Origin of the sequence: Paenilisteria riparia FSL S10-1204 (genome assembly GCF_000525995.1) — a bacterium.
Lineage (GTDB): Bacteria > Bacillota > Bacilli > Lactobacillales > Listeriaceae > Listeria_A > Listeria_A riparia.
The window spans coordinates 57,654-73,460 of the sequence record NZ_AODL01000002.1; the positions used below are offsets into that span (position 1 = coordinate 57,654).

The window sequence follows — 15,807 nt, forward strand, 5'->3', positions numbered from 1 at the left end:
ACGAAGAAGCCATTAGAAAAGCGAGATTTGGAAGATGTAACACTGGCGTTCCGACAATTACAACGGGAGCAAGCGGAATTACTTACACGAGTAGGCAACGCTTGGCGGGGCAATCACGCAGACTACAAGTTAGGCGCTATTGGAGAAGATATAGCCCATGAACAGCGAATAATGCAGAAACGTTTATACCAATTAGAAGAACAATTACAAGCAGAGTACAAACAAGTACAAGCCGATTTCGAACGAGCGAAAGAGGTGAAAACAGATGCCACGCATTGATATTGGTGAGGTACGTTATTTTGTTGACCAATTTTTAAAAGAATCTGGATTGTTAAAGCAGGCACTTACAGAATATCGAAAAGTAGTCGCGAAAATTGTGGCGGACAAAGAAATAAAAGGAGACATGGCGGATAGCGCGAAAGAATACTATCAAACCGTCCATTATCCAATTATTGATACGACAAAAGCGTGTATGACAGATGCAGAAATGATTTTAAAGCAATACATAGCAGATTTCGAGAGCCAAGTAGACCCATCACCCAATGCTAGAATCGATTCGGACGAATTACAAGACCTCCAAGCAGATATCCGAAAATGCCAAAATCGTTATGAAGATTTACTAGTCAAAATGAAGTCAGCATCAGGCGGTTCTTCATTAGGTGAGCAGATAGGCATGCAATTAGGGATGCAAACGGCGATAGGGAAACTACAACACGAGATGCAAATTATTGAGAAATATTTAGATTTTGATTTCAGCCACCAAAATGCCATGGAAGATGTTCTTCGTAAACTGCATCAAGTGAAACAAGGCTTGACTGAAATCCAGAGTAGTAAAGCCTACAGTATCGTTAGCCATACATTTAATACAAAGCATATGAAACTGGGATGGTTGGATAACTTAACACCTGCCCCGAAAAAAGATCCTTATGCGAAATACGAGAAAACATGGCAAGGTAGTTATTGGGTACTCATAAAAATGGGAAAACGGATGCAGAGGCAGCAGAGGCTACGAAAGCGTATAACGAAGGCATTAAAGACGGGTTTATTAAGGTACCACAGGATTCCAATGCTAACTTTGATGCCGAGAGAATTAAAGGAATTATGGAGCACTACGATGTAATGACAGGGAACGAACTGACGAGTATGCAAAGTTTTTCTATTCTTGCTGGAATGGCAACAGGAATGGTAGGCTACAAAAGTCGTGGAAGAATCTATCAAAAATCTTATCTGGAAAAGGTTGAAGCTAATTTAAAAAATAATGACATTTATAAAGTGAATAAGGGAAAAGAACATGTAGGAACATTAAAGAAACAAGAAGTGAGATTGCCAGATGTATTCGAACAATCGGTCAATTACACGAAAAGAGATAGAGTTGAATTTAATACTTTAAGAAAAGAATTTGATAATGGGGTTAGAAGTAAATTTTTAAAATCATTGGCAAATGACAATAGCTTGGTTGGTACTTTTGAAAAAGCTGGATTGTCAGCACAAGATATCAAGAAAATGGAAGCGGGGAAAGTACCGACAGGATATCAAGTTCATCATAAGCTACCATTAGATGATGGGGGAACAAACGATTTTAAAAATTTGATATTAATTAAAAATGATCCATTCCATAAAGTACTTACTAATACTCAGAAAACATTAACGAAAGATTTAAATGTAGGGGAGACCAAAAAAGTAGATTGGCCAATACCTAAAGGCTCAATCTATCCCCCAAATAAGGAGGACTAATGATGCTGATGGATTTATTAAAACAAATCGCTGAGGAGCAAAAAAAATTTTGGTGAAGAACCAGAAGCACCTGCAACAAAAGCAGAAATTTTGAAGCTAAAAGAGAAAGTCGATAATAATAAATATGAGGAATTTTGGTTTTCTGACTATGTAGCCTTCCTAAAAATACAAAATGGTCTCGATTATGATGGATTGGTTATTTATAACGCGAATATTAATGATGAGAATAACGGATTTATTGCGGCAAATGAAATATGGAATGAGAACGAATGGGAGGATAGTTACGTATTCTTTGGAGATTCTAATATTTCTTGGTATTGTTTCAGTAAGACGAAGAATACTTTTATGGAACTGGATAAGCCAAGCGGGGATATAATTTGTAAGTATGCTACATTGAATGAGCTGTTAGAGGCGGCGATTAAAAATGTTTTGTGATAAATAATGAGTCCTGGAAGTATATCAAATTTAGTTGATCTAAACTAAGATAGAAATAATATATTTTCTTAGCAGTATCATTGAAAGAATTTTAGCGAAAATTACGATGGGGTTTTGCACTGCATAAAGTAAGGAATCTAGCCTTGAATGCCACATGTACTTAGTTAATTAGTCTGTTGATGAAAATAGGGGTTAAAAAGAATAAGACATTCTGCTCAAATGAGAGTAGGCTATGTCTTATTCTTTTTGCACTTGCATGAAAGAGTAGGGGTTTAACCTAATCACTAGCCCAGCTTTTCTAACGATTTTCTCCTTCTCCAATCTTGTCCACGGCTTTAGGACAAATTCCAATTTTGATTGTATTGCTATGTTGTTACCGCTGTCATACAATGGATATATGAGCTAGGCTGATAGGCGAGGCTAAGGATTGGAATTGCGCAGTTCCATTGGTCGGTCAGGTGTAGCAGTGCTTCGAAGCAGATTAATTAAAGGGGCTTCTTTTTTAGAGTATTAGAAAAGGGCGGAGGAGGACATAGAAATGGAGCAACAACAAGCGAAATCTGGTTTTCGTGTGAAGGTACAGCATTTTGGTAGTTTTTTAAGTGGTATGATTATGCCGAATATTGGGGCATTTATTGCGTGGGGATTAATTACAGCGCTATTTATTCCGACTGGTTGGTATCCGAATGAGGAGATTGCCAAACTGGTTGATCCGATGATTAAATACTTGTTACCGCTTTTGATTGGGTATACGGGTGGTAAGTTAGTGTATGATACGCGTGGTGGTGTCGTGGGTGCAGCTGTGACGATGGGAGCCATTGTTGGTACATCAATGCCAATGTTCCTTGGCGCGATGATTCTCGGGCCTCTAGCGGCTTGGCTGATGAAGAAATTTGATAAATTAATCGAGGGCAAAGTTAAAGCTGGTTTTGAAATGTTGGTGAACAATTTCTCAGCGGGGATTTTAGCAGGGATTTTGGCGATTGTATCTTTGAAAACGATTGGGCCTGCTCTTCAAGCGGTGAATACGACAATGGCTTCGGGTGTGCAGTATTTGATTGATCACCATTTGTTGCCGTTAGTTAGTATTTTAGTGGAGCCTGGAAAAGTGCTTTTCTTGAATAATGCGATTAACCAAGGGGTTTTGGCACCGCTCGGGATTGATCAGGCGGTTAATACGGGGAAATCGATTTTGTTTTTAGTGGAAACGAATCCTGGTCCTGGTCTGGGGATTTTGCTGGCGTACACGATTTTTGGAAGTGGGACGGCAAGGCAGACGGCTCCTGGGGCAGCGATTATTCAATTTTTAGGTGGGATTCATGAGATTTATTTTCCGTATGTGTTGATGAAACCAGCGTTACTGATTGGTGCCATTGCTGGTGGGATGACTGGTATTATTACGTTTAATCTGTTTGATGTAGGATTAGTTGCGACGGCTTCTCCGGGTAGTATTTTTGCGATACTTGCTTTGACGCCGCGTGGGGATTATATAGGAATTATTTGTGGGGTTCTATTTGCAACACTGGTTTCCTTTGCGGTATCTGCGGTTATTTTGAAAACATCGAAAGCAACGGATGATGCAGAACTCAAGACAGCGGAGACAAAAATGGCTACAATGAAAGGTAAGAAGGCAATGGTAGCGAGTGCGGTTGTTGGGACGAGTGATGCGGAGCTTGCAGCGGAAGGTGTTCCATTAGGTACACGCAAAATTATTTTCGCTTGTGATGCGGGAATGGGGTCCAGTGCGATGGGAGCTTCGGTCTTGCGGAACAAGGTGAAAAAGGCGGGGCTTGATATTGAAGTGGTGAACTTTGCGATTTCTCAATTGCCATCAGATGCGGATATCGTAGTGACACACCGTGATTTAACGGACCGCGCAACGGAGAAACTACCTAAAGCCTATCATATTTCGGTGGACAATTTCTTGAACAGTCATAAGTATGATGAGTTAGTGGAGAATTTGTCTGGTCAGAAATAACTGGGGGAATTTGAAATGTATATTTCGGCGAGAACGAGACTTATTTTGGAACAGCTTTTAATGAGCCATGAACCTGTGGCCACAGCGGAGTTAGCGGAATATATGGATGTGAGTGAACGAACGATTCGACGCGATTTGAAGGAAGTGGAGGCGGTGCTCGGCTCTTACCAGCTAGCATTGGAGCGTAAAGATGCTAAATTAACGGTGTTTGGCTCAGAGTCTAGCCGCCAAGCTTTCAAATGGCAATTGCTCGACTTGTCTTACAATGAGTTTACACCGATGGAGCGGCAACAGTTTATTTTAAAAGCGTTGTTAAAGGAAAATGAGCCAATCAAATTAATCGCGCTGGCTAATGATTTGAACGTCACGATATCGACGGTCAGCAGCGATTTAACAAAATTAGAAGATGAATTAATCGGACGTGCCGAAATTGAGCGTAGACGTGGTTATGGTGTGAAATTAATTGCGGATGAGATGGTGAAGCGTACATTGCTTAGTGATTTAATGACGTTATCGGGGTCTAAAAATTCCCTTTTCCAATTGTTTCAGCAGAAGAAGCAAGATGAGGTGGAGATGCTTGCGGATGAGCGATTGCTTCATGTTGTGGACAACGCGCTAATTCAAAAAGTGGAGCAAAATGTGCGTGCTTGGCGCAAGGATTTGGCGTATGAGATTACGGATGATGCATACTTGACGCTAGTTGTGCATATTGCGATTTCAGTGGAGAGAATGATTAACGGGAATTATTTGCAGGAGATGAAGCCAGAACAAGAATATTTTCGGAATTTTCCAGAATTTGTTGTGGCGAAAGAATTGCTAGCGGCATGTTTGGAAATGGAGCCGTTTGTTGTGCCAGATGGGGAAGCGTTTTATGTGACAATGCATATTCGTGGGGCGAAGGCACAAGGTGAGACGGGTATTTTCTCTGGGAATGAGAATGTGCAGGCGGTGACCATAGCTAAGCGCTTGATTTCAAAAGTGGAGTCGGAACTTGGTAGTCATTTTCAGGAGGCATCATTGCTTAATGGCTTGACGGCGCATTTACGGCCAGCGTTACGGCGGATGGATCAGCAAATGCGGATTCACAATCCATTGATTAAAACGATTAAACATGATTATCCGGAGCTTTTTCAAATTGTGAAGGTGGCATTTCGAGAAATTTACCAGCAAGCGGGTGTGCCGGATGAGGAAATTGGTTATTTGGTTCTGCATTTCGGGGCAGCGTTACTACAGAAAAATGAAAGTCGTGTTTTCTCGGGGCTTGTCGTTTGTTCGAGCGGAATCGGAACGTCGAAAATGTTGGCTACGCGCTTAAAACAAGCATTACCGCAATTGAAAGATTTGCAAAATGTCTCGTTGTTCGAGCTTTTAAATCAGCAAAATACGAAACATTTCGATGTGATTGTGTCGACGATTGATCTTGGAAAAGTGGATTTTGAGTATTTTCTGGTGAGTCCGATGTTGTCGAATCGGGAAATTTCGCAAATTGAAGTTTTTTTGAAGCAGAAGGAAATGTTTATTCCGCAGAGGGCGCCGCAAGAACAAGAGGAGCAGATGACATTGCTTGAGGCGGTGCATCATTTGGAGGCGGAGCAGGAATATACGAACACGGTTTTGGCGATTTTGAAAGGGTTTCAGGTAGCCAAGATGGAGGAGACACAGCATAATTTGGAAGATACGTTGCGCGCGGTTTGTATGGCGATGTTTGAGCAAGAACGGGATATTCAGGTGGAAATATTACTGAAATCATTGCTAGAACGCGAAAAATGGAGCGGATTTGGTATTCCAGAAACGCAGTTAGCGCTGTTTCATGTTAGAAATGAGTTTGTCCATCAGCCAGTGTTTCAGGTTTTTACGTTGCAGGACGCAGTAGATGTGCCGGCAATGGGAGGCGGGAATGTGGCGGCTACGACATTACTTGTATTGCTTGCGCCAGAGAGGCTAGCACCGCAGGGCTTGGAAGTGATGAGTTTTATTAGCGCGATGGTTGTGGAGAGCGGGGAGACGACGCGGCTTTTGGAGTCTGGGAACGGAGCGGACATTACGGCGTTTGTGATTAGTAAATTAAATCAATTTTTGCAAGATATGAGGAGGAAATAAGGATGGTAGCATTAGAAAATAAGGATATTGCGCTGAAACAGGCGTTTAGCACGAAGGAAGAGGCGATTACGGCGGCGGGGCAGTTGTTAGTGGAGCAAGGCTATGTGGATGCGCCTTATATTGAAAAAATGAAAGAACGTGACGCGATGACATCGACATTTATCGGCAATATGGTGGCGATTCCGCATGGTACGGATGATTCGCGTGATATGATTAAAAATTCGGGGATTGTGTTGTTGCAAGTGCCAGACGGTGTTTCGTTTGATGGCAATGAGGTAAAAGTGCTGATTGGGATTGCGGGTGCTGACGGGGAACATATGGATTTGCTTAGCAGTATCGCGATTGTGTGCTCGGAGGAAGAGAATGTGGCGCAAATTGTTGCGGCTGAGTCGAAACAGGAAATCATTGCTTTCTTTGAAGGGAGTGAGAGCGCATGATGGCAGTACATTTTGGTGCTGGTAATATTGGACGGGGGTTTATTGGGCAACTGTTGCATAAAGCGGGGTATCATGTAACGTTTGTAGACGTGAACAAGACAGTTGTGGATGCGTTGAATGAAAAGCAGGAATACAATGTTATTTTGGCAGATAATTCGAAACAAGTCGATATGATTACGAATGTGAATGCGATTAATAGTCAAGAAAATCCAGAACAAGTTATCCGCGCGATTTCAGAAACGGAGCTCGTGACGACTGCGGTAGGTCCGACCATTTTGCCATTTATTGCGAAAGTTTTAGTGGCGGGAATTAAAGCCAGGACAGCTATTCAAAAACCGCTTATCGTTATGGCTTGTGAAAATATGATTGGCGCATCGGCTTCGCTCCAGGAATATGTATACGCGGAGTTGACGGACGCGGAGAAACAATACGCGGATCAGTTCATTTCGTTTCCAAATGCGGCGGTGGATCGTATCGTTCCTAATCAGACACATGATGATCCGTTAACTGTTTTAGTGGAGCCATTTTATGAGTGGGTAGTGGAAGAAACGGCGATTAAGAGCGAAGTTCCTTTCATTCCAGGCATAACATACGTGAAGGATTTGACGCCATATATCGAACGCAAACTTTTCACGGTAAACACTGGCCATGCAGTAACAGCTTACATCGGTCATATGAAAAATATCGATTCGATTGAAGCCGCGATTCATAATGATAAAGTGCTGTTTGCGGTCCGTAGCGCACTAGAAGAGACTGGAGCGTTATTAGAAAAGAAATTTGACTTCTCACACAAGGAACATCAAGCTTATATTGACAAAATTATCGAAAGATTCAAAAATCCTTACATCTCTGATTACGTATCTCGTGTTGGGCGCTCGCCAATACGTAAACTAGGGCCAAATGACCGCTTTGTACAACCAGCGCGTCAGTTTGTTGAAGCTTTCAATGAAACACCAAAAGCATTAGCAGATGCCATTGCGGCAGCGCTTCGTTTCAATAATCCAGAAGATGAAGAAGCGGTTGAATTACAGGCTTTAGTTGCAGCAGTAGGTCTCGAAAAGGCAATTGCTGATGTGACAGGCATAGAAAGTTATTCCAAACTATTTGAAAAAGTAAAGGATTCTTACTTAAAACTGGCATAAAGAAAGCGAATTATGCTACACTTTTCTTAGAGAAGTGAGGCGAAGAGTCATGAATACAATAAAAAAAGATGTTCATCAGTTTTTAGTAGAAAGAGGATGGGAAGATCAATACCAAGCCCCAAAAGATTTAGCTATCTCACTAACATTGGAAGCGTCGGAGCTGTTAGAATGTTTCCAGTGGAAAAGCGATAAAGAGGCAGTAGCGCAAAAACGTGTAGCGATGTCAGAGGAACTTGCTGATGTATTTATTTACGCAACGCAACTTGCTATTGCCCTTGATTTAGACATTAAAGCGATTGTTCAGGAGAAGCTAGCCAAGAATGCTACGAAATATCCGCCAAAAAGCGTCAAGCAAGATTAGATGCTTTTTCGCGATTTTTTGTACATTTTTTCATGAAAGTTCATGGTTTTGTCATGGATTATATTTTTTATACCTGCTATACTTAATATCGGATAGCTATTGGAACAGTGATGTTTTTGAAAATGAGCTTTTTGGAAAGTGGGAAAAAATTATGGGGAAACCGACAATCGGTATTGATATCGGAACGGCAAATATTAGCATCTACTCAGATACGGAACAAATGATTTTTCATGAACCTACCGTTCTAGCATATGACACGAAGAAAAATAAAGTATTAGAAATTGGTCACGAGGCGAAAGAGTTAGTTGAGAAAACGCCCGGATCTATAGCAGTTATTAGTCCGCTTCAAGGCGGTATTATTGTTGATTTTGATATGACATTACGTCTTATAAAGAAGGTTGAAAGCCGCGTTAGTGCAACAACTGGTAAACGTTTTAAACAGATGAATTTGGTTGTTTCTTTACTGCCAGGTGCAACAAACATTGAACGACAGGCTATTGGTGACATTCTCTTCTCGTTGGGTGTGAGATCGCTTTATTTTATAGAAGGTTCGCTCGCGGCTACAATCGGTTCAGGACTCCCATTTGAGAAACCGACGGCAAACGTCATTGTAGACATCGGTGCTGGCAAAATTACGACATCGCTCGTATCTTATGGCGGTATTGTAACAAGTGCAACAGTTCGCAAAGCAGGTAATGAATTAGATCGCGAAATCGCTCAATTAGTACGCAATAAATATAATGTGTTGATTGGTCTCGAATCTGCTGAGAAAGTGAAGTGGCAATTACACTGTGATATGCAGGATGCCAGCGAGATGATTGAAATCGAAGGTCGTGATTTAGTGACAGGTTTCCCGATTACAATCGAAGTAGCGTCAAGTGAATTTCAAGCAGGTGTGGATGAGTTCTTAAATCGTATCTTAAGCGTTGTTCAAACAACATTGGAAAACAGCCCACCCGAACTAAGTGGAAACATACGAGCAAGCGGTTTGACCTTGACTGGTGGTGGCGCTTTATTAGACGGGCTACCGGAGTGGTTAAACAGCAAAGTTTCCGTACCAATTCATGTTGCAAAAGCACCATTCGAAGCTGTAGCGGTAGGTACAAGCATGGCAATGCAACACATTGAACGACTTATAAATATCGAAAAAGTAATCCCGAGATAAAAAACAATGGAGAGTGTGATTCATGCACTGTCCATTTTTTGTATAAGAAGCAGTTTTTAAAAGTTATAATTATTACCTTGTATACATTTGAAATACAAGGTATACTAGTTTCAGGCAAGTTTTACAACATAAAAAAATGGAAAGATGTGATTAAGACATGAAAAGCAAGCGAGCACTCAAGGTAAGCCTAATCATTATAGGGAGTATACTAATCTTACTTGGAGGCTTAACGATTCTAAACAAAACTTATCATACTAGCTATGACAAGATGGATACAACGGATCAATCTTTTTTCAAGCAACTAAACACGCTGTACACTAAAACAAATAAGAAAGCGCTATGGCAAGGATATAATTTGGCGGAGGACCCTGTCTTATTTGTCAGAAAAGGCGATCATCTTAATTTTAGCGAAGATACAATAAATTTAATTCGTGGAAATGTTTATGCAGTTGGTGTGAAAGGGTTGGAAGGAAAATGGTATGCAACGAAAATCAAGATGCCTCGTTCTTACAAAATGCCAGATGTGTATCGTTTAGCTGTAACAACTCCGGGTATTTGGTCTACATGGAACCCAGTAGGGAATTTTTCTTCTTTTTCCACAAATGATTCTGGACAAGAAGTGCGTTCTAATATGCAGTTAGCTGATAGTTCCTATGTGTACTATTTTAAATATGGTAAGAATAACATCGAAAATCCAGTGAAAGCGTCACAGTCAGCGATGCCGTTTTTCGCGCATGAAGCTTTTCACTATTTACAGCAATACGATTGGAAATCAACGGACGGCAATATTGATGTAGCTTCTAAAAATGCTGAATGGTATAGCTTATTAGGGCTACAATACAGCATTTTAGACACAATCATGGATGCAACCGGGAAACAGGATGAAGTAGCACTGAAAAAGGCATTATCTGACTATGTTGTCGTATCTGATGCTCGAAGAAAACAGGATAAAAGCGACTATCAAAATGAAAAACAGCATGAAACAATTGAAGGTACCGCAACGTACGTCGGAATTAAAGCATCTGCAATTACGGGTGGTCAGCCAAAACAATTGAAACTACTAGAAGGCGCTAGAGACGAGAAGAGTAGAAGATTTTCTGTCTTATTTGAAGGTATTGCCTATGATCCAAGCTTTATTTCAGAGATTAAATGGAACCGCTACGACTCAGGTGCACTGCTTTCTTCCGCGCTAGATGAAGTAGACAGTCCAAACTGGCAAACAATGTTCAACAAAAAAGCCAGCGCAAATCAAGCTTTTACACTAGATGATGAATTACATCAACTAAACAATCTAGCAAAACCGCGAGCGCTCTCTGAAATAGAGAAATCGTATCATTTTACGGATATTCAAGCACTAAGCAAAAAAATAGTAGACGGTTTGAAGGCTAGCGATAATTAAAAAACGCCTCACCTAGTCTTGGCGAGACGTATCTAATTTATCTATATGAATAAGAGCGGTTGCGTTTTCGTTTGGCGCGAATCATAAATAAAATACCAAACACAACAAAGACAACCGAAAGCAGACAAGTAATAAAGCCTACAATTCCAGAAATACTAAATGAAAATCCAAAGCCAAAAATGCCCAAGATAAGTAGTAGTATGCCGATAAGTTTGCTCATAGAAAAACTCCTTTCAAAAATTAAGTATGTAAACTATTATAACTAAAAATATAGAAAAAAAATAAGGGCATTTCGGCATGAAATGAAAATGAAATACTACACTAAACAATATATTAAACATTTCATAAGGTTTTAAAAAAGATGAATAGTAATATTCATCTTTTTTTGGCTATATTAAAGCATTTTTTTCAAAAAATATTTTTTGTGTGTTTAGTAAGTAAAACATTCTTTGCTTAAAGTACTATTTCTCGTTAAGATGAAGAAGATTAAATGAGAAAAGGGGAAAGAACATGAAAGATTATATCGTAGACCGCTCGTACAAAGCATCAATGGGGATTGCTAATGCGGTGCTTGTAACGTTAGGAATTGGTTTATTACTGCAAACGATTGGACAAATGATAGGTTTTGAATGGCTAGCGCAAATTGGAGCAGTTGGTAAATTACTCTTAATTCCAGGTCTAGGTGTTGGTATAGCGATATGCCTTGGTGCGAATACACTCGTTGTGATTAGTGCAGCGGCCGCGTCAGTTATTGGCGGAGGCGCAATTCTCGCGTTAGACAACGGTGGATTTTCGATTATCGGCGGGGAACCAATTGGTGCGATTCTAGCCGTGATTGTAGCCGTGTGGGTCGGAAAACGTGTTACTGGTAAAACAAATTTCGACATGATTTTAATTCCAGCTGCGTCGCTTTTAGCAGGGGGTATTAGCGGATTGCTTTTCTCCAAAATTATGGCACCAGTTTTGACGGCTGCTAGTGGCGGGATTACATCGCTTGTGTCGGGTTCGCCGATTTTGTCTTCCATGGTGATTTCACTTGTGTTCGCGATTCTTATTTTGAGTCCAGCATCATCGGCGGCGCTAGCAATTGCATTACAGTTAGATCCTACGGCGAGCGCTGCGGCACTTATCGGTTGCTCGGTTCAGTTTGTTTCTTTTGCTGTGCTAGGATTTCGTGATAATAATTGGGGTGCTTTTTTCGCACAACTGATTTGTACACCAAAATTGCAGACGCCAAATATTATTAAGCGCCCAGCGGTTATGGTTGTACCGTTACTTTCAGCCGTGATTGCCAGCCCTATCGGCGTATTGGTATTTCATTTGCAAGCTTCAGCGGAAGTTGCGGGAATGGGATTATGCGCTTTTGTAGCACCGCTGTATTTAATCGCAAATTCAGGATGGCTTGCGTTCGGTGCGTTTGTATTAGTAGCAGTCGTGATTCCAGCTGTGATTGCACTTATTGCCAGACCATTTTTACTGCGATCATCGTGGCTACGAAATGGAGATTTACGAGTGGAATTAGAATAACATAAAAAAAGAGGATGAAGTAGGAAATCGATATGATAAACATCGACTCCTATTCATCCTCTTTCCTCGTGATGTGTCGGAATTTGTCTGAATAACTGGATTTAATAAAAATAGCGGAATACGTTAGCTTCCAAAAACAACCGGTAGACCTGAATTAGAAAATCCCGATACTTACTAGATAACAATGTAACTAATAAATATCAACTACCATAGGTTATTAAGTAGAAACGTAAACTGAATACGAAACTTTTTCGCTAGACATATTAGAAGTGAGGTAAAATAATTCTAATATGTTTGGAGCGCATGTCACGTAATTCCGTATTCCTTGCCCTGACGAGTGGGTATAACTCTTGACGCGACCTTTTCATTTACCGTGGCCTTCCTCAAGCTCCCGCAAGACTGACCAGTTACTAAAATTTCCTTCACCAGACGATATCCGACTATAGCAAAGCTTGGGTATCTCATCCATACATCTATATGCACAATTAGTGAGACAAAACATATAGATTACTCGCACGATATTCCATCAAAACAAACATCGCTTTCGTTAACGAGAATGGAGAATAAGATACGAAAACTTGTGCAAACTAGAATCAAGATAATCGCATGACACTTCAATTAAAAAATTCGTCTTAAAAACTGGCGGCTCCGACATTGTCATTGGTTAACTTACAAAACTGATTCTTGGCATCCGTGGCTAATTTGTCCTTTTCACCATTTCGCTTATTTTTCAGTCTGTGCGATTCTGTCACCCAATCACCTCTTGTTCTTTTGATACTAAACAATATCCGTTTTTTCTTAAGTTGAAACATAAAAAATTAAAAATGATACATTGGAAACATGTCTTAATAATCATAAATGGTTTTTATTCGCAATTAATGATGTCAAAAGTAACTAATTTACAAGAAATAAGCCATGAAAATATCATCTACATAGTCGCCGTTTAAGATAAATTCTTTATGCAGACGTCCTTCAACTTGAAAGCCTAGTTTTGTATAGAACTTAATGGCTTTTTCGTTGTTGGATAGCACGCGAAGGAGGATTTTTTCTTTGTGCTCGGCTTTAGCAATGCGAAATAGTTCGTCCATGAGTGCTGAACCGACGCCGTGTTTTTGAAAATCGGGATGAACAGCGATGTCTAATACAAGAACGTGTTCATTTGCTTTGACTGGAATTGGTGAGCGGTAGCCAAGGATGCCGGCCACTTTGCCATCGATTTCAGCGACAACTTTGGAGCCTGCTGGATTTCTTAATAAGTATGCCGCCTCATTTTCGAAGTGGATTTCACCGGGTGTTGTTCCAGGCGTCCACACAAGATGTTCTAGTTCTAACATGTCTGCTGCGTCTTGTTGGGTTGATTTACGAATAATCATTTTAAAACCTCATTTCTAGTCGCGTTTTGCGTATTTTAAAGATGTTTTCCATGTTTTGAATAGACCGTCGTTGCTGTAAAGTAGGACATTGCCGCGGTATAGCTTGATTGCGAGCCAAAAAGCAAGCGCATTGGTTAAAACTAGCAGGCCAAGTGAGATGAATATTCCCGTGGCGTCAACCGCTAGCAAGTCCATTCGTGCAAGCATCATCATTGGCGAGAAAGTCGGGACATAGGAGCCGATGATAACGAGCATATTGTTCGGAGCATTTGCAGCAGCAATGGAACCCCAATAACCAATAATCGCAAGCATCGTCATCGGATACATAAATTGTGAGACGGTCTCCACATTTGGTGCCATCGAACCAATAATAGCTGAAAGAAGAATGTAAAGCATCAAACCTAGTACGACAAATAAAATATTTAAAACTAAATAGTAAGCTGGGAATTCGGCGAGCTGTTTAATAACACCTTGAATGGTTTCTGTACTCTTACCGCCAATCATGACAACTGCAATACAAATCCCGTAAAAGGCAATCTGAGTAAGCAGCATGAGTAGAATAGCAGTAAGCTTCGCAAGTAAGTGTGTCGTGGATGAAACACTAGATAAAATAATTTCCATGATTCGCGTACCTTTTTCATTGGCGATTTCTGCGGCAACAATGCTAGCGTAGCTCATAACAAAGATGAAAATAACGAGTGTTAGCATCAGAATTGCAGCGCTCATGGCTTCTTTTTGACTGCTTGTAAGCTGATCGTTAGAAAGTAATTCGTTTTTGACAGGAACAGGTGTTGTTAGGCTTGCGAGTTGTTTTTCGGTGATGTTATAGTCTTTAATTTTTTGTTGTAGTGTGACGCTTGTGATATCGTTTTGTAATGCGGTAATCAGGGCGTTTCCGGCTGTTTCTTCAGATGTATAGACGGCCTTTACTTCTTTGCCAACTGGCGTAATCGTGACGAAGCCATCAATGTCTCCGTCTACCAATGATTTCTTGGCCTCTTTCTCGGTTTTAATGTCCTTGTCTACTTTGAAATTAGCTTTATCTGAAGCAATAGCCATTGAAAAAGCAGGGTTTTCTGCGATGACCGCGATTTCGCTTGGTTCGTCACTACCACCGAAATAGTCGATGATTTTAGGTAGTGCGAAAATGAGTGCACCAATAATTAATGGTAGGAGTAGTGAAATTAGAAATGATTTTGTTTTGACGCGACGCTTGTAGACTTGTGATGTGATGACCCAGAATTTACTCATTATTTTCCCCTGCCTTCCATTTGAAAATTTCCTCGAGTGTCGGTGGTTCTAAGCTAAACATTGGAATAAAGCCATCTTTCGTAACAAAATCAAACACGGTGCTGGCGTCGGATTCTTCATTCAGATGCACAATCCGGATGCCTTTATGATTTTCCACCTGGGTAACACCGGGTAAGGCTGCTATGGCTTCTGTTGGCTGTGGTGCGTCCAGCATGATGCGCTTGCGGCCAAAGCTGTTTTTAACGTCTTCGGATTTGCCGCGAAGAACTGTTTGCCCTCGTTTTAGCATGACAAGAGAGTCGCAAAGTTCGTCGACATTTTCCATCCGATGACTGGAGAAAATTATAGTTGCGCCGTCTTCTTTTAAATCGAATACAAATTTTTTGAGAATCTCGGCATTAACTGGATCGAGCCCGCTAAATGGTTCGTCAAGAATGACTAATTTTGGTCGGTGAATAATCGTGCTGATCAGTTGAATTTTTTGTTGGTTTCCTTTAGAAAGTGTTTTAACGAGATCCGTTTTTTTGCCCACAATTTCGGCACGTTCCATCCAGCTATCAATTTCGGGCTTAATTTTAGCGCGTGAAAAGCCTTTTAGTTCCGCGAAAAAGATGATTTGATCCTCAATGGTGACATTTGGATACAGTCCGCGTTCTTCTGGAAGGTAACCGATGATATCTGTATTAATTTTAGAAATTTCTTTGTTGTCCCAGAGAATTTCTCCGCTATTTGGTTTTAAAAAATTAAGAATTAAACGGAAGGTTGTTGTTTTTCCAGCACCATTTTGCCCGATTAGGCCTAAAATTTCCCCTGGGCTAATCTGAAAATGGAGATTGTCGACGGCTAGTTTATCGCCGAATTGTTTGGTTACATTGTTCACTTGTAGCATGTCTTTTCCAGCTCCT

16 protein-coding genes are annotated in these 15,807 nt (G+C 40.7%); 12 read left to right on the forward strand and 4 right to left on the reverse strand.

Annotated elements, in window-relative coordinates; genetic code table 11:
- Window positions 1–27 precede the first annotated feature (27 nt).
- The 11 genes from PRIP_RS00485 (at window position 28) to PRIP_RS00535 (ending at window position 10,751) form a co-directional block, all read left to right on the forward strand.
- A complete protein-coding gene (locus PRIP_RS00485) occupies window positions 28–279 on the forward strand; it encodes a DUF3958 family protein (protein ID WP_036098904.1) in 252 nt (83 codons plus the stop codon).
- Window positions 266–1,120 (forward strand): T7SS effector LXG polymorphic toxin, encoded by an 855-nt coding sequence (locus tag PRIP_RS00490; RefSeq protein WP_036098905.1) that lies wholly within the window; start codon window positions 266–268, stop codon window positions 1,118–1,120. The genes PRIP_RS00485 and PRIP_RS00490 overlap by 14 nt, the downstream gene beginning before the upstream one ends.
- Entirely contained in the window at window positions 1,120–1,734 is a 615-nt protein-coding gene (locus PRIP_RS00495) for an HNH endonuclease signature motif containing protein (protein WP_241434057.1), read from the forward strand. The genes PRIP_RS00490 and PRIP_RS00495 overlap by 1 nt, the downstream gene beginning before the upstream one ends.
- Before the next feature lie 30 nt (window positions 1,735–1,764).
- Window positions 1,765–2,169 (forward strand): YrhA family protein, encoded by a 405-nt coding sequence (locus PRIP_RS00500; protein ID WP_036098906.1) that lies wholly within the window; start codon window positions 1,765–1,767, stop codon window positions 2,167–2,169.
- Between the two features lie 538 nt (window positions 2,170–2,707).
- Window positions 2,708–4,147 carry a PTS mannitol transporter subunit IIBC gene (locus PRIP_RS00505; protein WP_036098907.1) on the forward strand — a complete coding sequence of 480 codons (1,440 nt, stop codon included), beginning with the start codon at window positions 2,708–2,710 and terminating at the stop codon, window positions 4,145–4,147.
- A gap of 15 nt (window positions 4,148–4,162) precedes the next feature.
- The gene (locus PRIP_RS00510; RefSeq protein WP_036098908.1) at window positions 4,163–6,247 is read left to right on the forward strand and encodes a BglG family transcription antiterminator; all 2,085 of its coding nucleotides are present in this window, start codon (window positions 4,163–4,165) and stop codon (window positions 6,245–6,247) included.
- Between the two features lie 2 nt (window positions 6,248–6,249).
- Entirely contained in the window at window positions 6,250–6,684 is a 435-nt protein-coding gene (locus tag PRIP_RS00515) for a PTS mannitol transporter subunit IIA (RefSeq protein WP_077912859.1), read from the forward strand.
- Window positions 6,681–7,826 (forward strand): mannitol-1-phosphate 5-dehydrogenase, encoded by a 1,146-nt coding sequence (locus tag PRIP_RS00520; RefSeq protein ID WP_036098909.1) that lies wholly within the window; start codon window positions 6,681–6,683, stop codon window positions 7,824–7,826. The genes PRIP_RS00515 and PRIP_RS00520 overlap by 4 nt, the downstream gene beginning before the upstream one ends.
- A gap of 49 nt (window positions 7,827–7,875) precedes the next feature.
- Window positions 7,876–8,187, forward strand: a complete 312-nt coding sequence (locus PRIP_RS00525; RefSeq protein ID WP_036098910.1) for a nucleotide pyrophosphohydrolase — start codon at window positions 7,876–7,878, stop codon at window positions 8,185–8,187.
- A 151-nt stretch (window positions 8,188–8,338) separates the two neighbouring features.
- Window positions 8,339–9,352 carry a rod shape-determining protein gene (mreB, locus tag PRIP_RS00530; protein ID WP_036099077.1) on the forward strand — a complete coding sequence of 338 codons (1,014 nt, stop codon included), beginning with the start codon at window positions 8,339–8,341 and terminating at the stop codon, window positions 9,350–9,352.
- A 157-nt stretch (window positions 9,353–9,509) separates the two neighbouring features.
- On the forward strand, window positions 9,510–10,751 hold the full coding sequence (locus PRIP_RS00535) for a hypothetical protein (RefSeq protein WP_036098911.1): 1,242 nt from the start codon (window positions 9,510–9,512) through the stop codon (window positions 10,749–10,751).
- Between the two features lie 37 nt (window positions 10,752–10,788).
- Here PRIP_RS00535 and PRIP_RS00540 read toward each other — a convergent pair whose 3' ends face one another.
- Complete coding sequence (locus tag PRIP_RS00540) at window positions 10,789–10,971, reverse strand: hypothetical protein (protein WP_036098912.1); 183 nt, start codon at window positions 10,969–10,971, stop codon at window positions 10,789–10,791.
- 290 nt (window positions 10,972–11,261) lie between these two features.
- Between PRIP_RS00540 and PRIP_RS00545 the strand changes: the two genes are divergently transcribed.
- A complete protein-coding gene (locus PRIP_RS00545) occupies window positions 11,262–12,278 on the forward strand; it encodes a PTS sugar transporter subunit IIC (protein ID WP_036098913.1) in 1,017 nt (338 codons plus the stop codon).
- 899 nt (window positions 12,279–13,177) lie between these two features.
- On the opposite strand, the gene PRIP_RS00550 is transcribed toward PRIP_RS00545, so the two are convergent.
- The 3 genes from PRIP_RS00550 to PRIP_RS00560 are packed head-to-tail and all read right to left on the reverse strand — an operon-like array spanning window position 13,178 to window position 15,791.
- On the reverse strand, window positions 13,178–13,651 hold the full coding sequence (locus PRIP_RS00550; protein ID WP_036098914.1) for a GNAT family N-acetyltransferase: 474 nt from the start codon (window positions 13,649–13,651) through the stop codon (window positions 13,178–13,180).
- A 15-nt stretch (window positions 13,652–13,666) separates the two neighbouring features.
- The gene (locus PRIP_RS00555) at window positions 13,667–14,902 is read right to left on the reverse strand and encodes an ABC transporter permease (RefSeq protein WP_036098915.1); all 1,236 of its coding nucleotides are present in this window, start codon (window positions 14,900–14,902) and stop codon (window positions 13,667–13,669) included.
- On the reverse strand, window positions 14,895–15,791 hold the full coding sequence (locus PRIP_RS00560) for an ABC transporter ATP-binding protein (RefSeq protein ID WP_036098916.1): 897 nt from the start codon (window positions 15,789–15,791) through the stop codon (window positions 14,895–14,897). The genes PRIP_RS00555 and PRIP_RS00560 overlap by 8 nt, the downstream gene beginning before the upstream one ends.
- Window positions 15,792–15,807: the final 16 nt, after the last annotated feature.